Source organism: Streptomyces sp. NPDC045778, assembly GCF_056431945.1.
In genome coordinates, this window is the sequence record NZ_JBWKJZ010000032.1 from 70,655 (window position 1) to 97,353 (window position 26,699).

Genomic DNA, 26,699 nt, shown 5'->3' on the forward strand with positions numbered 1-26,699 from the left:
GGGACCACTGAAGCGAGTACCCGTCCGGACACGTCTGCCCGGGGCCACCCCCGCACTCATGAACTTCGCCTGGGCGGGGCTCGGTGACCTCATGGAGGGGCGCCCCTGGTCACCGGCCCGCTAGCGGCTCGACCCGGCCGCGCAGGTGTGGACGGCCTGTGCTGTCGCGCAGTTCGAAGTCCTGGCCGCGGCGGCCGTACGTGACCGTCGACGGCAGGAGTACGGGCGCGCGGAACTCGGCGGTCACGCGGACCGGCTCGGTGTTGTCGTCAAGCCCGTACTCCGCGAGGCAGCGGGCAAACGTCCACATGCCGTGGGCGATCGCGCGCGGGAAGCCGAAGGGGCGGGCGGTGAGTGGGTGCAGGTGGATGGGGTTGCGGTCGCCGGAGACGGCGGCGTAACGGCGGCCCAGGCGGGCCGCGAGTCGCCATTGAGCCGTGGCGGGCAGCGGGGCGGGGGCGTCCAGGCCCCGGCTCGGTGGTGTGCTCGTCCGGTGGCGGGCCAGGTAGGTGCTGCGGGATTCCCACAGGGCCGTTCCCGCGGCGGCTGCCTCCACGGTGACGGTGGCTTCCGTGCCGCGGTGGTGCGGTGTCAGCTTCTCCACGTACGCCGTGAGGTCGAGCGCGTCCGTGACGCGCGGGGCGCGGTGCTGGACCACCTCGATGGAGGTGTGCACGAGGCCGAGCAGGGGCAGCGGGAAGGCTCTGGTGGCCAGGAGGCGCATGGTGAGGGGGAAGGCCAGCACGTGGGGGTACGGCAGGGGGAGGGTGTCCCCGGTGGGGGCGAAGCCGCAGATCCGGCGGAAGGCGTCCGTGCGGTCGGGCACGGCCCGGGTGTGCTCCCGCCGGCCCGGGGGGAGGGTGCCGTGTCCCGTGCCCGGGTGTTTGAAGGGGGAGAGGAGGGCGCCCTTGAGGAGGGTGAGGGGGAGCGGGGGCCGGGTCATGGGGGCCTTTCCGTTGGGTCGGCTTGGCGGTGGCTCGGCGCCGCGCGCGACCAGGGCGGGGACGCCGCACCGGGCCCGGGGCTGCGCCCAGGTGTTCCGGGTGGGTGGGAGTGCGCGGTGCGGGGTGGGGGAGCCTCGCCAAGGGCACGGTTCAAGCTCAGCGGTAGCGTCACGCGCCTAGGAAGCTCTGGCCACACACCCGCACCACCTGCCCGTTCACCCCGCCCAGGGCCAGCCACGCCACCGCCTCCGCGACATCGACGGGCTGCCCCGCCTGCGCGAGGGAGTTCATGCGGCGCCCGGCCTCGCGGATGAGGAGAGGCACGGCCGCGGTCATGCGGGTCTCGATGAAGCCGGGGGCCACCGCGTTGACGGCGATGCCGTGCTCGGCGAGGGCCCGGGGCGCGAGGGACCGGACCAGGCCGACTATGCCCGCCTTGCTGGCGGCGTAGTTGGTCTGCCCGGCGTTCCCCGCGAGGCCCGCGATGGACGCGGTGGCGACGACGCTGCCGCCGCGCCGCAGCGTGCCGGACTTCAGGAGGAAGTCCGTGGTGCGCAGGACGCCGGCGAGGTTGACGTCGAGGACCGAACTCCAGCGGTCGGCGGCCATGTTGGCGAGGCGCCGGTCGCGGGTGATGCCCGCGTTGTGGACGAGGACGTCCAGGCCTTCGGGCAGGGCGGCGGCGATGCGCTCGCCCGCGTCGTCGGCGGTGATGTCGAGGGCCAGCGGGACACCGCCGACGCGTTCGGCGACACGTACGAGGTCGGTTCGCGCGGCGGGCACGTCGAGGGCGACGACGCGGGCGCCGTCACGGGCCAGGACCTGGGCGACGGCCTCACCGATCCCGCGCGCCGCGCCGGTGACGAGCGCGGTGCGGCCCGCCGACGGCCGCGCCGGGTCCAGGGGTTCGGGGGCGCCCTCGTCGTGGGGGGCGGCCTCGATGGTCTGGCCGTTGACGTACGCGGACTTCGGGGAGAGGAGGAAGCGCAGGACGGGCAGGGCGGCGGGCGCGGAGGTGGTGCGGACGAGCGTCGCGGTCCGGCCCCGGCCCAGCTCCTTCGCGAGGGAGCGGACGAACCCGTCGAGGGCCTGCTGCACGGCGGCCTGGTGGTGGTCGGCGGGGGAGAGCGGCGCGCCGAGGACGACGACGCGGCCGCAGTCCGCGACCGCCCGCACCACGGGGTGCAGCGTGGCGTGCACATCCATGAGGGCGGTGACGGTGGCGACGCCGGTCGCGTCGAGGACCACGGCGGCCGGGCGCCGAGTGCCCAACGGCCCCGCGTGCGGCGGAAGTCCGGTGCGGGTCAGCACCTCGTGCAGGCCGGGCAGTGGCACGTCACCGGCGGTGAGGTGCAACAACGGCCCTTCGAGCGCCGGGTGTTCGGACGACCAGCGACGCAGCGGCACGGGCCGGGGCAGGCCGAGCCTGCGGGTGAGGAACCGGCCGGGGGCGGTGCGGGTGAACGTCAGATAGCGGTCGGCCATGGCCCAGCTCCCAGCTCGGTCGGTCTCGGCGGCGCGAGCAGGCGTCCGCCCGCTTCCCAACGGGCCCTCGTCTGCTTGAATTTACCCTTGAGTAAGGTTACTCAAGGGTCAGGAGCTGGTCGAGAGATGCCGCCGAATCCCCTGGCCCGGAGCACGAATCCCCTGCCCTGGACACCAATCCCCTGGCCCGGACATCAACCCCCTGGCCCGAAACACCAATCCCTTCGCCCGGAGGACCAATCCCCTCCCCGGCGCAGGAGCCCCCTCGCCGGGACCGCGAATCCCCTCCCTCGAAGCGTGCCCCCCGGAGCACGGCCCCCGCGGCCCGACCGTCAGCACCGGCGCCGGTACCACCCCGGGCGCACGCGGTGCCGCGGCCACTGGAGCGGCGGAGGGGGCGCCCCGGCGAACCGGGCCCGGCTGCCCGTCCCCGGCCCCCGGGCCCTCTAGCCCCCGGCCCCCGGGCCCCCTTCGCCGCCACCGGCACACGGATCACGCACCCCTCAAGCCCCCCGATGCCCACCCCCTGACCAGCGCCGATCACGGACCGTAGACCCACTGGACGGGCGAGGCGCGGCCAGGGAGCCTAGCCTTGCGGAAGGGGGCAGGACCTGTGGACCGTAGACCGCACCTCTTGGGGGACCGCACCTCTTGGAGGCCGCCGTGCGCATACCGGCGCTCACGGGCGTCACCGCCCTCGCCCTGGCCCTCACGGCCCTGCCCGCCACCGCGACCCGTTCCGACGCGCCACAGCCGGACCTCAGGCGTTTCTACGCCCAGAAGGTCAAGTGGGCCGCCTGTGAGCCGGAGAAGCAGAACCTTCCGGAGACGGTCACCAAGAACAAGGACGTCCGCTGCGGCACGCTCACCGTGCCGCTCGACTACGCCCGCCCGCAGGACGGCACCGTCGACCTGGCCATGCTGAAGGTGAGGTCGAGCGGCAAGGAGCGCGGCTCGCTCCTGGTGAACTTCGGCGGCCCGGGCGGGCCCGGGGTGGCCGGGCTCGCGGCCGATCTGAAGGGCTTCGGCGACCTCGGCAAGGGCTATGACGTCGTGGGCTTCGACCCGCGAGGGGTCGGCCTGAGCGAGCCCGTGAGCTGCGGCGACGAACCGGAGCCCGAGGGCCTTGACGACCCGGACGACGCGGGGGCCGTCCTGGCACAGCTGCGGCGGACCGCCGAGCGGTGCGCCAAGGAGTCGGGCCCCGTCCTCAAGCACATCGGCACCGTGAACGTCTCGCGCGACATGGACGTCATGCGCGCGGCCCTCGGTGACAAGAAGCTCAACTACCTGGGATTCTCGTACGGGACGCGGCTCGGCGCGGTGTACGCGGCGCAGTTCCCGAAGAAGGTCGGCCGCATGGTCCTCGACGGGGTGGACACGCTGACCGAGCCCGTCGACGAGCAGGGGCTCGCGTCCGCCGAGGGACAGCAGACCGCCCTCGACAACTTCCTGAAGTGGTGCACGAAGAACGCCGGGTGCGTGTTCGGCGACGACTCGCGCCAGGCCCGCCGGACCATGGTGAAGGTCATCGAGGACCTCGACGCGATGCCGCTGCGCTCCGCGAGCGGCGAGGAGTTCACCGGGCAGAACGTGGTGAGCGTCCTCGGCTCCGCCCTGTACAGCCGGCAGGCCTGGCCCGCCCTGTCGCAGGCGCTCGGCGCGCTGCTCGCCGACGGCGACCCGCGGGCGCTGCTGCGCGTCGGCGGCGCCGGGGGCATGGGGCGCCAGGACGTGCCCCTGGACAACGAGACCGCCGCGCTCGCGGCCGTGAACTGCGCCGACGACCCCGACCGGCCGGGCGCGCGGAAGGTGGAGGAGGAGATCGGGCGCCTCCAGCGGGAGTTCGAGGAGGTCTCGCCCGTCTTCGGCGAGCACAACCTCACGCTCGTCCTGATGTGTTTCGGGTGGCCCGCGGGCACCTCGTACATCCGTAAGGACGTACGCGACGTCGACACGCCGAAGCTCCTGCTCGTCGGGACGCGCGGCGACCCGGCGACGCCGTACCGCTGGACGGAGGAGACCGCGCGGCGGCTCGGCTCGGCGGCGGTCGTGCTCGACAACAAGGGCGACGGGCACACCGGGTACTTCGGCTCCAAGTGCGTGAAGGCGAAGGTCGACGGGTTCCTGCTGTACAAGCAGCTCCCGGCGAACGGGAGTTCGTGCGCGGCGGAGTGGACGGAGTGACCGCCGCGCGCCGCTAGCGCCGGTCCGGGTCCGCCGCAGTGCGGGACGAGGGGTCCAGGCGCAGCATCGCGGCCTCGTCGGCCGTGCCCGGCTCGGCCTGGTAGGTGACCAGGCGCTGGCCGCCGGTGCGGGCGAGCGACATGACCTCGTACGTGAGGGTCATCGGCCCGGCCTTGGGGTGCGCGAAGGACTTGACGCCGCCGCCGCGCTCGCAGACCTCGTAGCGGTCCCAGAGTCGGGCGAAGTCGGGGGACTTGAGCATCAGCTCGCCCACGAGGGCGGTCAGGCGCGGGGAGTCCGGATCACGGCCGCCGACCGCGCGCAGGTGCGCGATGGACAGGGCGACCGTCTCCTCCCACGGCACGTACAGCGTGCGGCCGACGGGGTGCAGGAAGAGATAGCGCATGAGGTTGCGCTCGTGCGGGGGCCAGTCCCACAGGCCCGGCATCAGGCGGCGGCCCGGCGCGTTCGCGGCCAGCATGTCGCTGTGCGGGCTCACCACGTACGCGGGCAGCGGGCGCAGCGCCTCCAGCATCCGGTGCACGGAGTCGCGCACGGTGAACTCCGTGGTGGGGCGCGGTTCCGTGAGGCGGCCCGAGGCCAGCTCCGCCAGCTCGTGCAGGCGCTCGTGGGCGTCGCCGCGCAGATGCAGAACGCGCGCCAGGGCGTCGATGACGGCCGGTGACGGGTTGGACTCGCGGCCGCGCTCCAGGCGTGTGTAGTAGTCGACGCTCACCCCGGCCAGGGTCGCCAGCTCCTCGCGGCGCAGGCCCGGCGTGCGCCGGATCCCCGCGCCGGCCGGGAGCCCGGCGTCCTCGGGGCGGATCTGGGCGCGGCGCGCCCGCAGATAGCGGCCCAGCTCGGTCCCGCCGTTGGTCTTCATACGGTCATTGTCCCTGGCCCGTGGGGTGGGCGGAGGGGCGGTGGGGGGCCGTGTCAGGGCCAGGAACGCGGCGGTCTGCCGGGGGCGGGGCGGGAGACGGAGGGTGGTGTCGTCCCCGCCGCTCCGTGACGGGCCCCAGAGAGGAACTCCGATGTCCACCACCCTTCGCGTCCCGGCCGCCGCTCCGGCCACCGCACCGGCCCCGCCGGGAGCACCGGCCCCGCCGGGAGCGCCGGCCCCGCCGGGAGCGCCGGCCCCGCCGGGAGCGCCGGGAGCCCCGGGAGCACCGGGAGCGCCCCGCTCGACACCGCGAGCCGGCACCGCCCTCCTCGCCTCCCTCCTCGGCTTCACCGTCATCACCGTCGACGTCTCCGCCGTCAACATCGCCCTGCCGGACATCCGTTCCTCCCTGCACGGCGGCATGACGGGCCTCCAGTGGGTGGTGGACTCGTACACGCTGATGTTCGCGGCGCTGATGATCTCCGCGGGCGCGCTCGCCGACCGGGCGGGGGCGCGGCGCGCCTACGCCTGGGGCACCGCCCTGTTCACCCTGGCCTCGCTCGCCTGCGCCCTCGCGCCCGGCATCGGCGCGCTCATCGCCGCCCGGATCGGCCAGGGCGCGGCCGCCGCCGTCGTGATGCCCGCCTCGCTCGCCCTGATCCGGCAGGCGTACGAGGAGCCGGGGCGCCGCGCCCGCGCCATCGCGCTGTGGACGGTGGGCGGCTCCACGGCCATGGCGGTGGGCCCGGTGCTCGGCGGCGTCCTGACCCAGGCGGTGGGCTGGCGCGCGGTCTTCCTGCTCAACCTGCCGCTCGGCGCCCTGATCCTGGCGCTGCTCGCCCGCACCGCGCCGTCGCCGCGCCGCCCGGCGCCCCTGGACGTGCCCGGCCAGCTGACCGCCGTGCTCGGTCTCGGCGCGCTCGCGTACGCCGTCATCGAGGGCGGGCACGCGGGCCCGACGAGCCCCTCGGTGCTGCTCGCCGCGGGGCTCGCGGTGGCGGCGGCCTTCGCCTTCCGCGCCGCCGAGCGGCGGCACCCGGCGCCGATGGTGCCGCTGCCCCTGCTGCGCCGCCGTGAGGTCGGCGTCTCGCTGGCCGTCGGCTTCGCGGTCAACGCGGGCTTCTACGGCGTGGTGTTCCTGCTCGGCCTGTACCTCCAGCAGCTGCGGGGCATGTCGGCGGTGGCGGCGGGCCTGATGTTCGTGCCCCTCGCGGTGCTCATCACCTCGACGAACCTGGTCTCGCCCCGGTTCGCGGAGCGGGCGGGCCGCCGCCCGGTGATCGTGACCGGCCAACTCATCCTGGCCACCGCCATGTTCGCCCTCCTTCCGCTCGCGGCGGACACCCCGATGTGGCTGGTCCTCGTCCTGCTCGTACCGACCGGCATCGGCGGCGCGCTCGCGGTGCCCGCGCTGACGGCCCTGCTGATGGACGCGGTCCCCGGCCACCGCGCGGGCACCGCATCCGGCCTCCTCAACTCGCTGCGCCAGACGGGCGGGGCCCTGTCGGTGGCGCTGTTCGGCGCCCTCATCGGCAGCGGCGGCGGCTTCTCGGTGGGCGGCATGCGGCAGGGGCTCGTGGTGGTGGGCCTGGTACTCCTGGGCACGGCGGGGCTTTCGGTGTGGCGGCTGCCCCGGGGCCGCGGCCGCTGAGCGCCCGGCGAGAACAGCATCGACATCGGCGCGTCGGACCGACCGCCACCGGGGCCGCTGGACGTAGTGCCCGGGACGGAGACGCCCCGGCGGGCCGCGGGGGCCGACCGGGGCGCGTCGCCGGGCCCGGGGTGCCGGGTCAGCGGGAAGGGGCTAGCAGTTGCCGCGTACGGGCTTGTCCGCGAAGCGGTCCGCCAGCCACTGGGCCGCCAGGGGCGACTGGGTGATGACGCCGCTGACGTGCTCGCCCAGCGGGATCGTGTGCCACTCGACCTTCGCGTCCTTCGCGCACCAGTCCTCGCGGACCTGCTTGCCGACGCCGTACGGGATCAGTTCGTCGGCGAGTGCGTGGTAGAGGTACACCGGCGCCTCGGGGGCGCGGGTGCCGACCTGGGACTCGCGCAGGCGCTGGCGCCAGTCGGGCTGGTCGAGGGGGTTCTTGGTGGTCACGTCGCTGATCTTCTTGAAGGCGCCGAGGACCGCGCCGTCGGCCACGCAGCTGTCGCGCAGCGCGCCGATGAGGGACTTGCCGAGCGGGTTGAGGTACGACTCCAGGTTCAGCTCGGGGAACGCCGCGTTCTGGCCGATCGCCGCCATGAAGATCAGGCCCGCGCCGTACGAGCCGTCGTTGAAGGCCGCAACCTTCCGCAGGTCACCGGGTACGCCGCCGGTCGCCGTGCCCTTCACCTTCAGTTCGGGGGCGTAACTGCCGTGCAGCTCGGCCGCCCAGGAGCTGGCCTGGCCGCCCTGGGAGTAGCCCATGATGCCGACCGGAGAGTTCGGGGAGAGGCCTGCGCCGGGCAGCCGGATCGCGGCGCGGGCCGCGTCGAGGACGGCGTGGCCCGCCGAGCGGCCGACCGTGTACGTGTGGTCGCCGGGGGTGCCGAGGCCCTCGTAGTCGGTGACGACGACGGCCCAGCCGCGCAGGGTGAGCTGCTGGATGAGGTTGGCTTCGAGGGTGGTGCCGCGCGGGAAGCCCGCGCTCGGCGCGCAGCGGTCACCGACGCCGACCGTGCCGACGGCGTACGTGATCAGCGGGCGCGGGCCCGTGCGCCCGTCCTGCGGCACGATGACCGTGCCGGAGACGGTGTTCGGCTCGCCCTTCGCCGTCGTCGAGCGGTAGTGGATCTTCCAGGCCTTGGTGTTCGTGGGCTGCCCGGGCAGGGGGTGGAAGGCGCTCGGCTCCGTGGTGACGAGGTCGCCGGGGGCGCTCGCGGCGCCCTTCACGGCGCCCTTCGCGCCGTCCGACGCCGTCGTACGGTCCGAAGCGTTCGTGTCGTCCGCGTGTGCGGGGGCGGTGGCGAGCGTCGCGGCCGTCAGGCCCGCCGCCGCCGTCACCGCAAGCCATCTGAAGGACGTACGTACGTGCATGCGGGTCTCCCAACTGTGCGTGGAGAGCTGGGCCGTCGGTCGCCCAGACGCGACGACCGTAGTGACCCGCGAGTAAGGACGGGGCTGACGGGAACGCTCAGCTTCGTTGACCGCCGGAACCATCGCGGTACGCGTACCGGTAGGCGCCCGGCGTCGTCCCCGTCCACCGCCGGAACGCCCGGTGGAACGCCGTGTCCTCGGAGAAGCCGAGCCGTGCCGCGAGGTCCGCGATCGGCTCCCGGCCCTCCGCGAGACCCGCGATGGCCGCGTCCCGCCGCACCGCGTCCTTCAGCTCCTGGTACGACGTCGACTCCTGTGCGAGGCGGCGGCGCAGCGTCGAGGGGCTGAGCGCGAGGCGCGCCGCGATCTCGCCGAGCGAGGGCAGGCGCGGCGAGGCCCGCAGCGCGACCGCGAGGCTCCTGCGCACCTGCTCGGCGACCGTGGTGCCGTAGTCGCGGCGCGAGAGCAGGTCGAAGGGGGCGCGGCGCAGCATCGCCGCGAGCGCGTCCTCGTCGCGCACGAGCGGCGCGTCGAGCCAGTGCGGGTCGAGCCCGGCGCCGGTGCGCTCGGCGCCGAAGCGCACGCGGCAGCCGAAGAGCAGCTCGTACTCGTCCTTGTGCGGGGGCGGCGGATGCCCGAAGTCGGCCCAGCGCAGCGGGATGCGCCGGCCGATCAGCCAGCTGCACAGCCGGTGCCAGATGATGACGAGGCACTCGGCGAGGAAGAAGTCCTGCTCCAGGTCGTTGCGCACGGTGAAGACGGCGGCGTCCGGGGTGCGGGTGAGGGCGAGGTCGGGGCCGCTGGGGAAGAGGCCGTAGAAGGTGACCCCGCGTTCCATGGCCGAGCCCAGGTCGCGGCAGCCGAGCGCGGCGTAGCACATCATCGCGAAGGTGCCGGGCCTGCTGGGCGAGGAGCCGAGGCCGAGGAACTCGTCCTGCGTCACCCGGTAGAGACCCCGGAAGAGCCGGGCGAACTGCGGCGCCGTGATCCGGGCGCGGTCGTCGCCGAGCAGCAGGGGCGGGATCTGCGCGGTCTGGAGCAGCGGCACGGTGTCGACGCCGCGCCGCTCGGCGCCGCGCAGCACGGCCCGCACGTGGTGCACGGTGATCGTCCGCCTGGCCATGACCATGACGTTAGCCGCAGGGCGCGAGGTCAAGAAGGGGGCGCTCGTGGGGGCGCGCGGGGTTGGCTGATTCGCGCGGGGCGTGCGGTGGTGAGCGCTCGGGTCAGCCCGGGTGACGTTTCGCGTCATGCCGTCCGGTCGGTCCGCGTCCCTAGCGTCGTACGCATGACGGACCGGCGGACACAGCGGACACAGCGGACGCGGCAGGAGCGGCGGCCCCCGACCCTGGCCGTGCTCGCGGAGTGGGCGGCGGACCGCCACGGGGCGCTGCCCGCGCTGCGGTTCAAGCGCGCCGAGGGGTGGTGCGAGGTGTCGTACGGGGCCCTGCGCGACGAGGCGCGGCGGGTGGGCCGCGCGCTCGTCGGCATGGGCGTCGCGCCCGGCGACCGCGTCGCGGTGCTCGCCGAGACCCGCGCCGAGTGGACGTACGCCCACCTCGGCGCGCTCGCGGCGGGCGCGGTCGTCGTGCCCGTCTACCCGACGGCGGGCGCGGACGAACTGGCGTGGGTGCTCGGGGACTCCGGCACCTCGGTGGTGCTGTGCGAGGACGCGGCGCGTGTCGCCGACGTGGAGCGGCTGCGCGACAAGCTGCCGGGGGTGCGGCGGCTCGTGGCGATGACGGGCCCGGAGGCGTACGCGGACGCCTCTGGGGTCACGGACGCCGCCGGGGTCACGGGCGCCTCCGGAGGCACGGACGCCTCCGGGGTCACGGACACCTCCGGGGGCACGGACGCCTCCGGGGTCACGGACACCTCCGGGGGCACCGATGAGGAGCTGCTCCGCCGGGCGGACGGTCGCGGGCCCGCCGACCCCGCGACCGTCATCTACACCTCCGGCACCACCGGCCCGCCCAAGGGCTGTGTGCTCACCCACGGCAACCTCGGGGCCGTGCAGGACGCCTCGCTTCCGCTCATCGAGGGCGGCCCCGGCGACGCGACGTATCTGTATCTGCCGCTGGCGCACCTGCTCGCGCAGCTCATCGAGTTCACGACGCTCATCGAGGGCGGCACGCTCGTGTACTTCGGGGGCCGGATCGAGGACGTCGTCGTCGAGCTGGCCGAGGCGCGGCCGACGCATCTTCCGTCCGTGCCGCGCCTGTTCGAGAAGGTGTACTCGACGGTGCTCTCGCTCGCCGAATCGCAGGAGGGTGGGCGCGAGCGCTTCACGGAGGCGGTGCGCGTCGGCGTCCTCGCGGCGGACGGGGCGCTGCCGCCGGAGCTTCGGGAGGCCTACGAGGCCGCCGACGAGGCGCTGTTCGCGCCGGTACGGCAGGCGCTCGGGGGCCGGCTGCGGTGGGCCCTCACCGGCGGCGCGCCGATCGCCCCGCACGTCCTGGACTTCCTGCGGGCCTGCGGCATCCAGGTCTTCGAGGGGTACGGGATGACGGAGTCCGGCGGTCTCATCAGCCTGAACCACCCCGGCGCGGTCAAGTACGGCACGGTGGGGCGGCCCGTCGCGGGCTGCGAGGTGCGGATCGCGGACGACGGCGAGATCCTCGCGCGCGGGCCCAACGTGTTCCCCGGCTACCACGGCGACCCGGCCGCGACCCGCGCCGCGCTCGACGCCGACGGCTGGTTGTACACGGGGGACCTGGGCGCGCTCGACGAGGACGGCTATCTGACCATCACCGGGCGCAAGAAGGACCTCATCATCACCTCGGGCGGCAAGAACCTGACGCCCTCCCTGGCCGAACGGGCCGTCCAGGCCTCGCGGTTCGTCTCCCGCGCGGTCATGGTCGGCGACCGGCGCCCCTACCCCGTCGCGCTGATCACCATCGACGCGCAGGAGGTCACGGGGTGGGCGGAGCGCACGGGCGTCGTGCTCACCGAGCCGCTCTCGGCCGATCCGACGGTCCGCGCCCTCGTCCAGGAGGCGGTCGACGAGGCGAACGCGGGCGTCTCGCGCCCGGCACGGATCCGCGGCTTCGCCGTCCTGGACGAGGACTTCACGGTGGAGTCGGGACTCCTGACGCCGAGTCTGAAGGTGCGGCGACGGGCGGTGACGGAGCGGTACGGGGCGGTGGTGGAGGGGTTGTACGGGGTGCTGCGGGGGGTTGGTGGGGCGTAGGGGGCGGGTGCCGGTACCGGTACTGGGTTGCGGCGGTTGGCCGGTGAGGTGGAGGAGGCGGGCTGTCGGGCTGCCGGGCTGTCGGGTAGCCGGGTTGTCGGGCTGCCGGTCTGTCGGGCTGCCGGTCTGTCGGTCTGTCGGGCTGCCGGGCTGTTGGTCTGCCTGGCTGTGGGGTGGCCGCGCTGCCGGGTTGTCGGGCTGCCGGGCTGTCGGTCTGTCGGTCTGCCGGGTTGTCGGGCTGCCGGGCTGTCGGTCTGTCGGTCTGCCGGGTTGTCGGTCTGTCGAGTTGCCGAGTTGCCGAGTTGTCGGTCTGTCGGTCTGCCGGACGGCGGGGATTGCCGGGCTCCCCGGCTTTCGGGCTGCCCGGCTTTCGGGCTGCCCGGCTTTCGTGCTGCCGGGCTTTCGATCACGACAGGCCGGCGAGGCGCAGCAGGGCCGTGGTGCCCGCCGCGCCGGCGACCACCATCACGAACGGCGCACGCCTCCAGGCGAGCGCCGCCCCCACGAGCACTCCCGCCGGGCGCGCGAAGCCCGCGAAGTCGTGTCCCTCGGTGAACGCGCCGGTCGCGAGGAGGGCGACGAGGATCACCGCGGCCCCGACGGTCAGCAACTCCTGGAAGCGCGCGGGCAGTTCCACCCGCCCCTGGAGCAGTGGCCCGGCGAGCCGGAAGGCGTACGTGCCGGCGGCCAGGGCCAGGACGCAGACGATCTGGGCGTTCACGCCGCACCTCCGGCGGGACGGCGGCCCGACGCGAGCAGGCCGAGGAGTGCGAGGAGCACGGGCAGGCCCGCGGGGAGGACCGGGGTCGCCGCCACCGCGAGCACCGCCCCGACGGCGGCAGCCCGGCGCGCACCGGAGCCGGCGTCCCGCAGGACGGGCAGGACGAGGGCCACGAGCATGGCGGGGAACGCGGCGTCGAGACCGAACCGTGCGGTGTCACCGAGCGCGGAGCCGGCGAGCGCGCCCGCGAGCACGCTGACGTTCCAGGCGACGAACAGGCCGAGCCCCGATATCCAGAACGCGGCCCTGCGCCGCCGCGGGTCGGGCTGGGCCAGGACGAACGCCGCCGTCTCGTCGGTGACCAGGTGCGCGCCCACGAGCCGCGCGGCCCAGGAGCGGCCGATGCTGTCGGCCACGGCCAGGCTGAAGGCCGCGGTGCGGGTGTTGAGCAGCAGGCCGGTCGCGGCCGCGGTCACCGCGCCGCCGCCCGACGTGAGCACGGCGACCGCGCTGAACTGGGCGGAGCCCGCGTACACGAGCAGCGACATGGCGACCGGCAGCCACACCGGCAGGCCGCCCGCGACGGCGATCGCGCCGAAGGACACGCCGACGACGAGGTCGGCGAGCAGGACGAGCGCGATGTCGCGGAGCACGTCGGAGGGCAGGTCGGAGAGACGGACGACCCCAGGTGTTCGTTCTGCCGGGTCATCCGTTCGCTGTGTCGAACGCATGCGCCGTAGGATGGTTCAGGAGAAGTGCGTTCGTCAAGGCGAACGAATGGACTTGCGTACCGAACGATGGGAGTCGTAAGTGTGAGAACGGATCGCACCACCGAAGCCACCGAAAACCCCGAGGGTGGCGCGGCCCTCTCTCGCGCCCCGCGCACCCCGCAGGGGCCCGGCGCTCCCGAGGGCGCCCGCGCCCCCCGTGCCCCGCGCGAATGGGTCGCCGAGGCGCTCCGCCGGGAGCGGGCGCGCGCCGGGCTCTCCCTCTCCGAACTGGCCAAGCGCGCCGGCATCGCCAAGTCCACGCTGTCCCAGCTGGAGGCGGCGACGGGCAACCCGGGCATCGAGACCGTCTGGGCGCTCGCCGTGGCGCTCGGCGTGCCGTTCAGCGCGCTCATGGAGTCGCCCGCCCCCGCCGTCACCGTGATCCGCGCGGGCGAGGGCCCGACCATGCACGCGGAACGCTCCTCGTACGCGGGCACGCTGCTCTCCAGGGGCCCGTCAGGCCTCCGTCGCGACATCTACCACGGCGCCATGGAGCCCGGCCCGGCGCGCGAGTCCGACCCGCACAACCCGGGCACCGTGGAGCACCTGATCGTCTCCACCGGCCACCTTCTCGCGGGGCCCCGCGAGGAGCCGGTGGAGCTGTTTCCCGGGGACTACATGGCGTACCGGGGCGATGTGCCGCACGCGTACGAGGCGTTGGCGCCGGGGACGACGTTCGTGCTGGTGATGCAGCACGTGTAGGCGGCCGGGGTGGCGCTAGCCCTTCCGCGGTCGCGGTGCCAGCAACTGCTCGCGCAGGGCCGTCAGTTGATGTGACGTGTCCACGGCCCGGGCCTCGTCGAGCGTGGTCAGCGCGAGCAGCAGCACGTCCGCCACGACCAGGGCGGTCAGTGCCTCGGTCGTGATCCCCGTGGGTGTGTGGGGCGCGGTGAGCACGGCGTCCACGCGCCCCCCGTACCGCTCGGCCAGCTCGTCCGTCACCAGGAGGACCCGCGCCCCGACCGCCCGTGCCCGCTCGATGAACACGGACAGCTCCGCCAGGTCCCGCCCCGGCTGGAAGATCACCACGGCGTCGCCCTGGCGCAGCGCGAGCAGGTGGTCGGCGAGGGCGAAGCCGGTCGCGCCCACGTACCGCGCGCGCCGCCCGACGCGGCCGAGGGTCAGGGCCAGGTGCCGCGCGGCCAGCTCGGACGCGGCGACGCCGTACGCGTGGATCTCGCCCGCGTCGGCGAGGACGCCGACGGCCGTCCGCAGCGCGTCGTCGGGGGTGAGGCGGCGGGCGTGCTCGATGCGCTCCTGCGCCTCGTCGAAGACCTCGTCCCAGATGCCGCCGAGGTCGCGGCCGACGTGCGCGATGCGCTTGGCGAGCCGCACCTCGGGCGCGACCGCCGCCGTGAAGTCCGTGGCCAGGTCGCGCTTGAGCGCGGGCAGGCCCGCGTACCCCAGGCGCTGGAGGGCGCGGACGACCGTGGCGTTGCTGGTCCCGCTGGCCGAACCCAGCTCCTGCGCGGAGGCGAAGAGCAGGGACTCGGCGGGCACGCTCGCCAGGTACTGGGCGACGGCGCGCTCGGACGCGGAGAGGGTCTCCCACTGCCCGAGCACGGCGGAGCGCAGCCGCGCGGCGCCGCCCGCGTCGTCCGGACCGCCCGCGTCGTCCGGACCGCCCTTGCCGTCCGCGCTGCCCTTGCCGTCCGGGCTGCCCCTGCCGCCCGCGTCGCCCGGCCCCTCGGGTCCGTCCACAGCTCCGCCCTCCGACGGCTCTGAAATCTTCATTACAGGTCTTGACTCCCGTGTGATGGACGTTACATGCTGGATGGCACGTTCCAAGCATCGAGCTTTTCGTAACCGACGTTACAGGAGAAGAATGGCGCCGCGCACCACCTCCGACCGATCCGCCCGGGTCCTCCCCGTGGTCGAGATCTCCGGCACGCCGACCGAGCGCGGCCGGCAGTACGGCGAGGCCGTCCGCCCCCAGCTGCACGCGGCGCTCGGGTACTACGCGGAAGCGTTCGGCCAGTCGGCGGGCCTCACCTGGGACCAGGTGACCGCCCGCGCCGCCCGCTGGCTCCGGCCCGTGCGGGAGTTCGCGCCGCGTCTGGAGGAGGAGATGGCGGGCATCGCGGACGGCGCGGGGGTGGACCTGCTCGACGTCCTCGCGTTGAACGCGCGCGGTGAGGTGATCTACGACAGATCCTTCAAGCGGATGGCGGCCCCCGGGCGGACGGAGGGCACGCCCCTCGAAGCCGAAGCCGAAGCCAAGGCCGAAGCCGCTTCCGAGGCCGAAGCCGCCTCCGAGGCCTCCGACGGCTGCACCTCCTTCGCGGCCTACGGCCCCGCCAGCGGCGACGGCCATGTGTACGCCGGACAGAACTGGGACTGGCGCGCCGGAGTGGCCGACACCGTGGTGATGCTGCGCGTCGTGCAGCCGCCGAGGCCCACCCTGATCATGCAGGTCGAGGCGGGCCAGATAGGCCGCCAGGGAGCCAATTCGGCGGGCATCGCCCTCAATGCGAACGGCCTGGGCGGACGCTTCAGCGACGCCGTGGGCCTGCCGCAGACGGTCGTGCGCCGCAGCGTGCTCGACCAGCACGCCGTCACCGACGCCGTGGACGTGCTCTGCCGCACCCGCGCCCACATCGCGTCGAACGCGCTCCTGACCTGCCGAGAGGGCTTCGCCATCGACCTGGAGACCACACCCGCGGGGCACGGCTGGATGTATCCGAAGGACGGCCTGCTCGTGCACGGCAACCACTACCAGGCAGGAGTGCCCGCCGCCCTGGCCCCCGGCTACCGCCCCCTGTCCCCGGACTCCCTGGTCCGCGTCCCGCGCGCGGAGGAGGGCCTGGCCGCCCTGCGCGGCGCCACCGGGCCCGACGAATCGCTCAAGATCATCAAGCAGGCCATGTCCGACCACCTGGGCCACCCCGAGTCCCTGTGCACCCACCCGGACCCGCGCCGCCCCGAGCTGCGGCGCTGGGCCACGCTCGTCTCCTCCTGCGTGGACCTGACCACCGGCGACTACCGCGTCACGGCGGGCACCCCCTGCGACCGCGACTACCAACACCTTCCGTGGAACTTGTACGACGGCCCGGGCGGAGACCCCAGATGACGAACCGACCGAGGAAGCCGACGCGCCGGGGCGGAGCCGCGCCACGGCGCGGGGCGCGCGCCGCCGCCGGGCTCGTCGCCACGGCCCTGCTCGCGGCGGGCTGCGCGGGAGCCGACACCAGCGCCCTCGGCGGCGCCCCCGCCGACGCCGCGAAGCTGACCCTGCGCGCCACCACGCCGCCCGCCCAGGGCCGCCTGGACCGGGCCGACTGGCTCCTGGAGGACGAGCCGGACTCCCTCGACCTGGACCGCCAGGGCGGCAGCGCGGGCCGCGTCGTCCTCACCAACGTCTGCGAGCGGCTGTATCAGCTCCAGCCCGACATGAGCGTCAAGCCCTTCCTCGCCGAGAAGGCCCGCACGCCGGACGACCGCACGCTCGTCCTGACCGTCCGCGACGGCGTCACCTTCCACGACGGCTCGAAGCTCACCGCCGCCGACGTCCTGTGGAGCCTCAAGCGGCATGCCGCGCAAGACATGGAGCAGTCGGACGAGTTCGGCAACGTGGCCTCGATGCGCAGGACAGGCCCCCGCGAGCTGACGATCCGCTTCAAGGAGCCCGACGCCCTGTTCACCAAGGCCCTCGCCGGAGACGCGGGCATCGTGTGGAACCCCCGAGGGGTCACCGCGGCGGGCAAGGAGTTCGGCACCCCCGGCCAGGAAGACGCCTGCTCGGGCCCGTACCGCCTCAAGGAGTGGAAGTCCGGCGACTCCCTCACCATCGAGGCGTACGAGGACTACTGGGGCCCGAAACCCCTCACCCGAAGCGTCGTCTTCCGCTGGGCCTCCGACAGCGCCTTGGTCAACGCGCTGAGGACCGGCGCGGCCGACGGCACGTACGCCGAGTCGCCGAACACGGCGGCGGCGCTGCGCCGCGCGAAGAACCTCCGGCAGTACTACGGCCCCTCCACCGCCTCGCTCGTGCTCATCCCCACCGCGCGCGGCGGCCTCCAGGACCCCGCGATCCGCCGCGCCCTGTCCCTCTCCCTGGACCGCAAGGGCATCGCCGACTCCGGTTACGGCGGCCTGGTGCAGCCCTGGGCCGCCCCCGTCGGAGCCGGGGCCTGGGGGTATGAGCGTCCCCGGTTCGCCGCCGCCCAGAAGAAGCTCGGCGCCGCCGCCCCCGCGACCCCGACCGCGGCCGGCATCGCCGAGGCCAAGAAGCTGGTCAAGGAGGCCGGCGCCCCCGGTGACCCGGTCGTCATCGGCACCGACAGCAGCCAGGGCCGCATCGTCGTCGCCAACGCCACCCGTGCCGCGCTCCAGCGCATCGGGGTCAAGGCGCAGATCAAGACCGTGCCGCCCGCGCAGTTCGAGGAGTTCTACAGCGACCCCCAGGCCCGCGACGGCATCGACGTCCTCGTCGGCGACTGGTACATCTCCAAGGCCGACCCCATGGGCTTCTACGACAACGGCCTGTCCGACTCGTCCAACAACTGGGTCGGCTTCAAGGACGCGACGTACGACCGCCTGGTCCGCGAGGCCCTCGCCACGCTCGACGACTCCGAGCGGGCCCGGCTCACCACCGAAGTCCAGCGGCGGTTCGTCGACGCCGCCGTGTGGATCCCCGTCGCGCAGGTGCCGACGGCACTCGTCCTCAGCGATCGGCTGACCGGGCCACCCGCCTCCCAGTCCTACCTCTACTACCCGTGGGCCGCCCGCCTGGGCGCGCGGAAAGGCTAGGCCGCCATGGGAAAGGGCATCGTCGTCCGTCTCGTACGGCGTCTCGCGGGCGTGTTCGCCACGCTCCTCGCCGCGTCGTTCGTCATCTTCGCCGCCGTGTACGCCGCGCCCGGCGACCCCGCCGTCTTCCTCGCGGGCGGCCGCGACAAGCTGACCCCCGAGCGCCTGGCCCAGGTGCGCTCCGAGTACCACCTGGACGAGCCGCTGGCCGCGCAGTACGGCCGCTGGCTGTGGGACTGCCTGCACTTCGACCTCGGCCGGTCCTTCAAGTACAGCGACCAGGTGTCCGACCTGGTCGCGGCCCGCTTCCCGACGACGCTCCAACTGGTCCTGTACGCCACGGTCCTGTTCGTCGTCCTCGGTGTGGGCGCCGGGGTCCTCGCCGCCGTGAAGCGGTCCACCTGGGTGGACTCGGCGGTCGTGGGGATCACGACGCTCGCCGCGTCGGTGCCGTCGTTCGTCGCGGCGATCGCCCTGGTGTCGTTCTTCGGGGTGCGGCTCGGCTGGTTCCCGGTGACCGGCAGCGGCTCCGGCTTCCTCGGCACCGTCCACCACCTCACGCTGCCCGCCCTCTCGCTGGCGCTCGGCGCGCTCGCCCTGGTCAGCCGCGTGACCCGGCAGGCGATGGCGGACGCGGCGGCCTCCGACCACGTGGCGGCGGCCCGCGCGTCCGGCGTGCCCGAGCGGGAGATAGTCCGCCGCCACGTCCTGCGCAACGCGCTGGGGCCCATCGTCACCATGTGCGGCCTGGTCATGGCGGGCATGCTCGCCGGCACCGTCGTCGTCGAGACCGCCTTCGGCCTGAGCGGCATCGGATCCCTGCTCGTCGGTGCCGTCAACACCCACGACTTCCCCGTGGCGCAGGCCGTCCTGCTCCTGATGGTCACCGGCTACATCGTCGTCACCACGGCCGTGGACGCCGTCCACCCGCTGCTCGACCCGCACGTGAAGGAGGTGCGCCCATGACCCTGACCCTGACTGGGACGAGTGCCGTGAAGGCGGCCCGGGGACGGCGCCCCTTCGGCGTCCTGGCCGCGGGCGCGCTCCTCGGCCTCGTCGTCCTCGCGGCCGTCTTCGCGCCCCTCCTCGCGCCCTACGCCCCGGACGCGATCGACCTGTCCTCCTCCCTGGTGGGCACCGGCCGCGAGCACCTCCTGGGCACCGACTCCTCCGGCCAGGACCTGCTCTCCCGCGCCCTGTACGGCGCGCGGACCAGCCTCGTCGCGCCGCTCCTGCTGCTCGCCGTGGCCGGGGTGCTCGGCGTCACGCTCGGGGTCCTCGCGGCCTGGCGCGGGGGCTGGGTGGACACGCTCGTCTCCCGCGTCACGGACGTGATGTACGCCTTCCCGGGCCTGCTGTTCACCGTCCTGATCATCGCCGTGTCCGGCACCGGCACGACGACGTCCGTCCTCGCCCTCGGCCTGGCCTTCACGCCCACCGTCGCCAAGTACACCCGCTCCCTGGCCTTGTCCGAGGCCCGCAAGCCGTACGTCGACGCGTACCGCGTGCAGGGCATGGGCGGCGCCCGCATCTGCGTCCGCCATCTGATACCGAACCTGGGCCGGTCCGTCCTCGGCTATCTCGTGGTCCTCTTCGGCGAGGCCCTGATGTCCCTGGCGACGCTCTCGTACCTGGGCTTCGGCGCCCAGCCGCCGTCCTCCGACTGGGGCCTGATGGTGCAGGAGGGGCAGGCGGCGATCGTCCAGGGCGCGATGCTCCCCGCCCTGGTGCCCGGCACCGCGATCGCCCTGGTCGTCGTCTGTTTCAACGTCGTCGGCGTCTGGGCCGCCGACCGCCTGGGGAGGCAGTGATGCTGCTCGACATCGACGACGTGACCGTGACCGTGCCGGGCGCCGCCCGCCCGCTCCTCGACTCCGTGTCCCTGCGGGTCGCCGAGGGCGAGGTGGTGGCCCTGGTCGGCGAGTCGGGCTCGGGCAAGTCGACGACCGCGCGCACGGCGCTCGGCCTGCTGCCGGACGGCGCGGGAATCTCCGGTTCCGTACGGTTCGACGGCACCGAGGTCCTCGCCCTGACCGGCGAGCGGCTTCGCGCCCACCGCGCCGGGTCGGTCGCCCTGGTCCACCAGGACCCGCGCGCGGCCCTCAACCCGGTGCGGCGTGTCGGTGACTTCCTCACCGAGCGGGGCGCCACCCGCGCCGAGGCCGTCGCGCTCCTCGCCTCCGTCGGCCTGCCGGAGCCCGAGCGCCGCGTGCGCCAGCGCCCGCACGAGCTGTCCGGCGGCATGCTCCAGCGCGTCGTCATCGCGGGCGCCCTCGCCGCGCGCCCCCGTCTGCTCCTGGCCGACGAGGCCACCAGCGCCCTGGACGTCACCACCCAGGCCGACATCCTCGCCCTGCTGCGCCGCCTGCGCGCCGAGCACGGCCTCGGCCTGCTGTTCATCACCCACGACCTGCATCTGGCGGCTGCGTACAGCGACCGCGTGTACGTGATGTACGCGGGCCGGGTGGTGGAGGAGCGCACGGCGAAGTCCCTGTTCACCACCCCTGCCCATCCGTACACCCGCGGCCTGCTGGCCTGTTCCCCGACCCTGGACGCCCTCGACGCCCCGCTCCGGCCGATCCCGGGCAGGCCGCCGTCCCTTTCGGACGTGTTCGAGGGGTGCGCGTTCGTGGAGCGCTGCGGTGAGGCGCTGCCGGAGTGCGGGACGTGGTCCCCGGCGCCGGTGCCCCTGCCGGACGGGGGCGCGTCCGCCTGCCTCGCCGCCGGCCGCACTCTTGAGATCGAGGTGAAGCCGTGACGACGACCGCACTGCTCCGGGCCACCGGCCTGAGCAAGACGTACGCCCTGCCCGGGGGCGGCGGCCACCGGGCCGCGGACGACGTGAGCTTCACGGTCCCCGAGGGCGGCGCCCTCGGCATCGTCGGCGAATCGGGCTCCGGCAAGACGACCGTGGCCCGCATGCTGGTGGGACTCGTCCCACCGGACCGGGGGGAGATCACGGTGGCGGGCCGCCGCCGCGAGCCGCGCACCCCGCGCACCTCCCGGGCCCGTCTCGCCAGGGCGAGGGAGATCCAGATGGTCTTCCAGGACCCGTACGTCTCCTTGGACCCGAGGCTCACCGCCACGCAGTGCCTCCGTACGGCGCTGCGCCTGCACGGCAAGGACGAGCAGGGCGGCGCGGCGGCCCGTGACCTCCTGGACCGCGTCGGGCTCGGCGCGCGCGAGGCGGCCGCGCGCCCCCGCGATCTCTCCGGTGGTCAGCGCCAGCGCCTGGCGATAGCCCGGGCCCTGGCGGTGGATCCCCGGGTCCTGGTCCTCGACGAGGCCGTCGCCGCGCTCGACGTGTCGATCCAGGCGCAGATACTCCAGCTTCTGGAGGAGATCCGGGAGAGCACGGGGGTGGCCCTGGTCTTCGTCAGCCATGACCTGGCGGTGGTGCGGCACGTGACGGACGAGGTCCTCGTGATGCGCCGGGGCGTGGTGGTGGAGCAGGGGCCGACGGGCCGGGTCCTCGCGGCCCCGGAGCACGCCTACACCCGGCTCCTCCTGGCCAGCGTGCCCGGCGAGAACTGGGACCCGGCGGCGGTGTCCCGCACCCGCGAGGCCTTGGCCGCGGGCTGACCCTCGCGGGGCGCCCCTGGCCCACCCCTTCCCGCTCCGGGGGCTGCCGCCCCCGTACCCCCGCCTTCATCGGCGCTCCGCGCCTCGTCCTCAAACGCCGGACGGGCTGAGAGTCCCCGGCGCAGTCGACATCTCATCTGCGGACCGCCAAGCCCACACCCAAGACCCGACACGCACCGGCACCTTCCAGCCCGTCCGGTGTTCGAGGGCGAGTGCGTCAGCTGGGGACGGGCGAGGCCCGCAGCCGAGATCCGGCGCGCTCCGGCATTCTCCAGCCTGTCCGGTGTTCGAGGGCGAGTGCGTCAGCTGGGGACGGGCGAGGCCCGCAGCCGAGATCCGGCGCGCACCGGCACTCTCCAGCCTGTCCGGCGTTTGAGGGCGAGTGCGTCAGCTGGGGACGGGCGAGGCCCGCAGCCGAGATCCGGCGCGCACCGGCACTCTCCAGCCTGTCCGGCGTTTGAGGACGAGCGCGGAGCGCGATGGGTGACGACGGCGCCGCAGGGAAGATTCAGCCTGTCCGGCGTTTGAGGACGAGGCCGCAGGCCGATCGACCCGCGCCAAGAGAGGCCCACCCCGCCCGAGGGAGCATCCGGTTCAAGGCGCCCACGCCAGAAGAAGGCAGGGGCCCCGATGCCTCGCCGAAGCGAGGGCGCGGGGCCCCTTGGGTACTGCTTCCGTTGGATCAAGCCACCCTTACGGGAGGATCAAGCCGTCCCTGACTAGGCAGGGGTGACGTTCTCCGCCTGCGGGCCCTTCGGGCCCTGCGTGACGTCGAAGGTCACGGCCTGGTTCTCCTCGAGGGAACGGAAACCGCTGGCGTTGATCGCGGAGTAGTGAACGAAGACGTCGGGGCCGCCGCCTTCCTGGGCGATGAATCCAAAGCCCTTTTCGGCGTTGAACCACTTCACGGTTCCGGTAGCCATAAGCCCTCCTTGGGCCAAAGGGTTGCCCTGCTCCAGAACCTGCGATTGTTGAAACAACTGCAAAAGTCTGAAAACGACGAGAGCCTGCGGGTCACATGCTCCGCAGGCTCTGTACTGCAAGGGAAACCAAACTGCAACTTGCGGCGAGCTTAGCACGCAGGCACCCGGAAGCAATAGGGATCAAGATCACGTCACTCATAGGTTTGACGGGCCCGCGCGCCGGGTTGACTGGGGCCCCATGAGGCCTCGCGGCGGACGCGAGGCGCGGCCCGAGGGGGAGCCGTGGCGCGGCTCGCGGCGGGAGCCCTGGCGGAGGTGGGACCCGGCCCGTGCGGAGGCCCCGCCGGGGGCGTGGCGGGACCCGGCGGTCGTGCCGCGCCGGGTGGGGGCTAGCCTCACGGATGTGGACAATTCTCCCGCTGACCCCTCGGGCGGGGCGGTCGAAGCCGACCCTTCCCCAAGCTCCCGGCTGCGCTCGGGCGGGGAACACCCCGTCCCCAGTTCCCGCCGCACCGCACGGCCGCGCGTCGGCCACATCCAGTTCCTGAACTGCATGCCCCTGTACTGGGGCCTCGCGCGGACCGGCACCCTCCTCGACTTCGAGCTGACCAAGGACACCCCGGAGAAGCTCAGTGAGCAGCTCGTGCGCGGTGACCTCGACGTGGCGCCGGTCACCCTGGTCGAGTTCCTGCGCAACGCCGGCGACCTGGTGGCCTTCCCCGACCTGGCCGTGGGCTGCGACGGCCCGGTCATGTCGTGCGTGATCGTCTCCCAGGTGCCGCTCGACCGTCTGGACGGGGCGCGCGTGGCGCTCGGCTCCACCTCGCGCACCTCCGTGCGCCTGGCGCAGCTGCTGCTCGCCGAGCGCCACGGGGTGCGGCCCGAGTACTACACCTGCCCCCCCGACCTGGGCCTGATGATGCGGGAGGCCGAGGCGGCCGTCCTGATCGGGGACGCGGCGCTGCGCGCGAACCTGATCGACGCGCCCAAGCTCGGCCTGGAGGTGCACGACCTCGGGCAGATGTGGAAGGACTGGACGGGCCTGCCGTTCGTCTTCGCGGTGTGGGCGGCCCGTCGCGACTACCTCGCGCGCGAGCCCGAGGTGGTCCGCGAGGTGCACAAGGCGTTCCTGGCCTCCCGGGACCTGTCCCTGGAGGAGGTCACGAAGGTCGCCGAGCAGGCCTCGCGCTGGGAGTCCTTCGACGCGGGTGTCCTGGAGCGGTACTTCACGACGCTGGACTTCCGCTTCGGCGGCCCGCAGCTGGAGGGCGTCGAGGAGTTCGCGCGCCGGGTGGGGCCGACGACGGGCTTCCCCGGGGACGTGAAGGTCGAGCTGCTGCGGCCGTAGCCGTGCCGGGCCCGGACCTCAGCCGCTGGGGACCGGGCCCTTCATCTTCTTGCTGATCCACTGGATCGGCCCGTTCTCCATGGCGGGGACGTACGAGCGGGCGCTGTGAGTGCCGCCGGGGATGACGTTGAGCCGGGTCTTGACCGGCCCCTTGCCGTACTTCTTCATGAAGGCCCGCAGGTTCGGCTGGCCGGATTCGGCCGTGCCGACCTGGAAGGCGATGTCGACCTCGGGGCCCCCGCGCCGGATGAGCTTCTCGGCGAGGCGCCCCGGGTCGTTGGCGAGCCGCTGCGCCTCGTGCCCGCGCCACAGCGGCGAGTCGGGCACGGTGTCAGGGCCCGAGGCGATGACGGCCCTGAACTTGTCCGGGTGCTTCAGGACGGACTTCAGGCCCACGAAGCCGCCCGACGAGGACCCCATGAAGCCCCACCCGTCCCGGGACGTGAAGGTGCGGAAATTCGCCTTGACGAAATCCGGTACGTCCTCGGTCATCCAGGTGCCCATTTTCGGCTGCCCCGGTATGTCACTGCCGTCGTAATAGAACTTGTCGTCGGGATTGAGCACGGGCATCACCACGATGAACGGCAGGCTCTTTCCCTCCTTCGACCACTTGGCGATCGAACTCTCCAGCTTCAGGTCCGTACCCATCCAATAGTTATTGGGGTAGCCGGGGCCGCCGGGCAGCGCGATGAGTACGGGAAAGCCACTACGGGAGTACTTCGGGTCGAAGTACTGTTTCGGCGCCCAGACCCAGACCTTTCCGGTGAACCCCGACTTCTTGCCGCGCAAGGTGGTGACGCCGATCTTGGTGCCGTCGTCGAGGGTGCTCTCGGTGGTGAAGGAGGCGCGCGGGCCGGTGGGGAGCCGGGTCCCCGTGTCCTTGGCCCCGGGACCCCCGGGGGCCTTGGCGTGGGCCGGGGCGGACGCGCTCGGGCCGTCGAAGCTCATGGGCTCGCTCCGGTCGGACGAGCAGCCGGTGAGCAGCGCCGCGACGGTGACGAGCGCGGCGGCGGCCAGGGGGACGGTGGTGCGACGGACGTTCATGTGACCTCGACGGACCGGGGGACAAGGGTGGCAATACGGTCAATTCCTTCTGGGTAGAGGGGGAAACCGGGGCCCGGGTTCCCGGGGCCGTAGGCTGATCCGAGGCAGTGGTATGCGTACGGCGCACCAGGGGGAGGCCTTCGCGATGCACCCGCTCGAACCGGACGAGCCCACGGCCGTCGGGCCCTACCGACTCCTCGGCCGGCTCGGCTCCGGCGGCATGGGCCGCGTCTACGTGGGCCGCAGTACGGGCGGTCGTACGGTCGCGGTGAAGGTCGTGCACCCGCACTTCGCCCTCGACGAGGAGTTCCGCGCCCGCTTCCGCCGCGAGGTCGACGCGGCCCGGCGGGTCGGCGGCGAGTGGACGGCCCCCGTCCTGGACGCCGATCCCGAGGCCGCCCAGCCCTGGGTGGCGACCGGGTACGCGGCGGGCCCCTCCCTCACGGAGGCCGTACGGGACGCGGGCCCGCTGCCCGAGCACTCGGTGCGCGTCCTCGGCGCGGGCCTCGCGGAGGCGCTCGCGCACGTCCACGGCCTCGGCCTGGTGCACCGCGACGTGAAGCCGTCGAACGTCCTGCTGACGTTGGACGGCCCGCGTCTGATCGACTTCGGCATCGCCCGCGCGACGGACGGCACGGCCTCGCTCACGTCCACCGGCGTGTCCATCGGCTCGCCCGGCTACATGGCGCCCGAGCAGATCCTCGGCAAGGCCGTCACGGGTGCGGCGGACGTCTTCTCCCTCGGCGCGTCACTCGTGTACGCGGCGACGGGGGCGCCTCCCTTCACCGGCGACACGTCCGCCGCGCTGCTCTACAAGGTCGTCCACGAGGAGCCCGAACTGGGCACGCTGGACGGTGACCTGCGCGACCTCGCCGCCGACTGCCTGGCGAAGGACGCGGCGGCGCGGCCCGCCCCCGCCCTGGTCGCCCGCCGCCTCGCCCCCGCCGGAGCGGCCCCGCTGGTGGCGGCGGGCTGGCTGCCCGGGCCGCTCGTGGAGCGCGTGAGCCGCAGAGCGGTGCGGCTGCTCGACCTGGAGGCGCGTGAGGACGGCGGTGGCGCGGCGGCCTCGGGGCCGGTGGCGTTCGCGGGTCCGGCCGTAGGGGTGTTCGGACCGCCGGACACGTCGTACGGGGCGGCGGGCGCGGCGGCGCCCTCGCAGGGCGGCCCCGCCGACGCCTCACCGACCCCGCCGGCCCCCTCTGCCACGTCGGCCCCCTCTGCCACGTCGGCCCCCGGCAAGGTCTCCCTCTCCGTCGCGGCGACGAGCGCGCCCGGGACGCCGGACGGCCGGGGGCGGAAGGTGAGCTGCACGGTCGCGCTCGCCGTGGCGGGGGCGCTCGCGGCGGTGATGGTGGCCTCGGCGTTCCTGTTCGACGTGCTGCCCGGGTCCGGCACGGATGGCTCAAGTGACACCGGGCGCCCGCCCGCCGCGTCCGGCGACACCTCGGAGAGCGGCGGCCCCCGGCCCGATGGCCTCGTCCCCAAGCGGTACCTGGGCAAGTGGCGCGGCAAGGCCTCCGCGCAGAACGGCCTCGTCGCGCTCGGCACCTTCGACGTGACGATCCGCCAGGCGGCGAAGCCGGGGCAGCGGGTCGGCACGGTGACGCAGACGGACCTCATCGGCGGCACGTGCGTCGACCTGCTCACCCTCAAGTCGGCCACGGAGAAGGAGCTGGTGGTGAAGGGGGTCGGGGCGAAGTCCAACGGCGGGGGCTGCTCACAGGCCGCCCACACGGTGTCGCTGCGGCCGGTGGGGACGGAGTTGCAGTACACCTCCGAGGATCCCAAGGCCGGTGACCCGGAGGCCCGGCTGCGGCGCGTCCGGGGCTGACCCTCACGGGGCGCCCCAGG

At 74.0% G+C, this 26,699-nt stretch carries 22 protein-coding genes; 12 read left to right on the forward strand and 10 right to left on the reverse strand.

All coding sequences use genetic code 11. From position 1 onward, the window contains the following. Positions 1-109: 109 nt before the first annotated feature. Both AC07GB_RS31815 and AC07GB_RS31820 read right to left on the reverse strand, forming a co-directional pair. Positions 110-943, reverse strand: a complete 834-nt coding sequence (locus AC07GB_RS31815) for a MaoC/PaaZ C-terminal domain-containing protein (protein ID WP_478851507.1) — start codon at positions 941-943, stop codon at positions 110-112. A 169-nt stretch (positions 944-1,112) separates the two neighbouring features. Continuing rightward, entirely contained in the window at positions 1,113-2,429 is a 1,317-nt protein-coding gene (locus AC07GB_RS31820; protein ID WP_478851510.1) for a 3-oxoacyl-ACP reductase, read from the reverse strand. 663 nt (positions 2,430-3,092) lie between these two features. Between AC07GB_RS31820 and AC07GB_RS31825 the strand changes: the two genes are divergently transcribed. After that, positions 3,093-4,616, forward strand: coding sequence for an alpha/beta hydrolase (locus AC07GB_RS31825; RefSeq protein ID WP_478851513.1), 1,524 nt, complete (start codon positions 3,093-3,095; stop codon positions 4,614-4,616). Positions 4,617-4,629: 13 nt separating this feature from the next. On the opposite strand, the gene AC07GB_RS31830 is transcribed toward AC07GB_RS31825, so the two are convergent. Beyond that, on the reverse strand, positions 4,630-5,499 hold the full coding sequence (locus AC07GB_RS31830) for a helix-turn-helix transcriptional regulator (RefSeq protein WP_478851516.1): 870 nt from the start codon (positions 5,497-5,499) through the stop codon (positions 4,630-4,632). Positions 5,500-5,650: 151 nt separating this feature from the next. On the opposite strand from AC07GB_RS31830, the gene AC07GB_RS31835 reads away from it, so the two are divergent. Then, positions 5,651-7,150 carry an MFS transporter gene (locus tag AC07GB_RS31835; protein WP_478851518.1) on the forward strand — a complete coding sequence of 500 codons (1,500 nt, stop codon included), beginning with the start codon at positions 5,651-5,653 and terminating at the stop codon, positions 7,148-7,150. Between the two features lie 153 nt (positions 7,151-7,303). On the opposite strand, the gene AC07GB_RS31840 is transcribed toward AC07GB_RS31835, so the two are convergent. After that, positions 7,304-8,521 (reverse strand): lipase family protein, encoded by a 1,218-nt coding sequence (locus AC07GB_RS31840; protein ID WP_478851520.1) that lies wholly within the window; start codon positions 8,519-8,521, stop codon positions 7,304-7,306. A 97-nt stretch (positions 8,522-8,618) separates the two neighbouring features. Beyond that, positions 8,619-9,644, reverse strand: a complete 1,026-nt coding sequence (locus AC07GB_RS31845) for an AraC family transcriptional regulator (protein WP_478851523.1) — start codon at positions 9,642-9,644, stop codon at positions 8,619-8,621. A gap of 165 nt (positions 9,645-9,809) precedes the next feature. Here AC07GB_RS31845 and AC07GB_RS31850 point away from each other — a divergent pair, with 165 nt between their 5' ends. After that, positions 9,810-11,711: an AMP-dependent synthetase/ligase gene (locus tag AC07GB_RS31850; RefSeq protein WP_478851525.1), complete on the forward strand. Its 1,902-nt coding sequence runs from the start codon at positions 9,810-9,812 to the stop codon at positions 11,709-11,711. Positions 11,712-12,117: 406 nt separating this feature from the next. Here the strand turns inward: AC07GB_RS31850 and AC07GB_RS31855 are convergent, their stop codons facing one another. Next, complete coding sequence (locus AC07GB_RS31855; RefSeq protein WP_478851527.1) at positions 12,118-12,432, reverse strand: AzlD domain-containing protein; 315 nt, start codon at positions 12,430-12,432, stop codon at positions 12,118-12,120. Beyond that, positions 12,429-13,163 (reverse strand): AzlC family ABC transporter permease, encoded by a 735-nt coding sequence (locus tag AC07GB_RS31860; RefSeq protein ID WP_478851529.1) that lies wholly within the window; start codon positions 13,161-13,163, stop codon positions 12,429-12,431. The genes AC07GB_RS31855 and AC07GB_RS31860 overlap by 4 nt, the downstream gene beginning before the upstream one ends. 81 nt (positions 13,164-13,244) lie before the next feature. On the opposite strand from AC07GB_RS31860, the gene AC07GB_RS31865 reads away from it, so the two are divergent. Continuing rightward, on the forward strand, positions 13,245-13,904 hold the full coding sequence (locus AC07GB_RS31865) for a helix-turn-helix domain-containing protein (protein WP_478851531.1): 660 nt from the start codon (positions 13,245-13,247) through the stop codon (positions 13,902-13,904). A 15-nt stretch (positions 13,905-13,919) separates the two neighbouring features. Here the strand turns inward: AC07GB_RS31865 and AC07GB_RS31870 are convergent, their stop codons facing one another. Continuing rightward, positions 13,920-14,936: a MurR/RpiR family transcriptional regulator gene (locus tag AC07GB_RS31870; RefSeq protein WP_478851534.1), complete on the reverse strand. Its 1,017-nt coding sequence runs from the start codon at positions 14,934-14,936 to the stop codon at positions 13,920-13,922. 91 nt (positions 14,937-15,027) lie between these two features. Between AC07GB_RS31870 and AC07GB_RS31875 the strand changes: the two genes are divergently transcribed. From AC07GB_RS31875 to AC07GB_RS31900, 6 genes are read left to right on the forward strand one after another with little or no spacing between them, the layout of a single operon-like run. Next, a complete protein-coding gene (locus AC07GB_RS31875; RefSeq protein WP_478851536.1) occupies positions 15,028-16,272 on the forward strand; it encodes a C45 family autoproteolytic acyltransferase/hydolase in 1,245 nt (414 codons plus the stop codon). Further along, positions 16,269-17,951 carry an ABC transporter substrate-binding protein gene (locus AC07GB_RS31880; protein WP_478851538.1) on the forward strand — a complete coding sequence of 561 codons (1,683 nt, stop codon included), beginning with the start codon at positions 16,269-16,271 and terminating at the stop codon, positions 17,949-17,951. Before AC07GB_RS31875 ends, AC07GB_RS31880 begins: the two co-directional genes overlap by 4 nt. Before the next feature lie 6 nt (positions 17,952-17,957). Further along, on the forward strand, positions 17,958-18,917 hold the full coding sequence (locus AC07GB_RS31885) for an ABC transporter permease (RefSeq protein WP_478851540.1): 960 nt from the start codon (positions 17,958-17,960) through the stop codon (positions 18,915-18,917). Continuing rightward, positions 18,914-19,762, forward strand: coding sequence for an ABC transporter permease (locus AC07GB_RS31890; RefSeq protein WP_478851542.1), 849 nt, complete (start codon positions 18,914-18,916; stop codon positions 19,760-19,762). The genes AC07GB_RS31885 and AC07GB_RS31890 overlap by 4 nt, the downstream gene beginning before the upstream one ends. After that, the gene (locus tag AC07GB_RS31895; protein WP_478851544.1) at positions 19,762-20,709 is read left to right on the forward strand and encodes an ABC transporter ATP-binding protein; all 948 of its coding nucleotides are present in this window, start codon (positions 19,762-19,764) and stop codon (positions 20,707-20,709) included. The genes AC07GB_RS31890 and AC07GB_RS31895 overlap by 1 nt, the downstream gene beginning before the upstream one ends. Then, positions 20,706-21,533 (forward strand): ABC transporter ATP-binding protein, encoded by an 828-nt coding sequence (locus tag AC07GB_RS31900; protein WP_478851545.1) that lies wholly within the window; start codon positions 20,706-20,708, stop codon positions 21,531-21,533. The genes AC07GB_RS31895 and AC07GB_RS31900 overlap by 4 nt, the downstream gene beginning before the upstream one ends. Before the next feature lie 719 nt (positions 21,534-22,252). Here AC07GB_RS31900 and AC07GB_RS31905 read toward each other — a convergent pair. Beyond that, complete coding sequence (locus AC07GB_RS31905; protein WP_016645643.1) at positions 22,253-22,456, reverse strand: cold-shock protein; 204 nt, start codon at positions 22,454-22,456, stop codon at positions 22,253-22,255. Positions 22,457-22,925: 469 nt separating this feature from the next. Between AC07GB_RS31905 and AC07GB_RS31910 the strand changes: the two genes are divergently transcribed. Next, complete coding sequence (locus AC07GB_RS31910; protein WP_478851561.1) at positions 22,926-23,804, forward strand: menaquinone biosynthetic enzyme MqnA/MqnD family protein; 879 nt, start codon at positions 22,926-22,928, stop codon at positions 23,802-23,804. Positions 23,805-23,822: 18 nt separating this feature from the next. Here AC07GB_RS31910 and AC07GB_RS31915 read toward each other — a convergent pair whose 3' ends face one another. Beyond that, positions 23,823-24,848, reverse strand: a complete 1,026-nt coding sequence (locus AC07GB_RS31915; RefSeq protein WP_478851547.1) for an alpha/beta hydrolase — start codon at positions 24,846-24,848, stop codon at positions 23,823-23,825. Positions 24,849-24,993: 145 nt separating this feature from the next. Between AC07GB_RS31915 and AC07GB_RS31920 the strand changes: the two genes are divergently transcribed. Continuing rightward, the gene (locus AC07GB_RS31920; protein ID WP_478851563.1) at positions 24,994-26,679 is read left to right on the forward strand and encodes a serine/threonine-protein kinase; all 1,686 of its coding nucleotides are present in this window, start codon (positions 24,994-24,996) and stop codon (positions 26,677-26,679) included. The last annotated feature ends 20 nt before the right edge of the window (positions 26,680-26,699 follow it).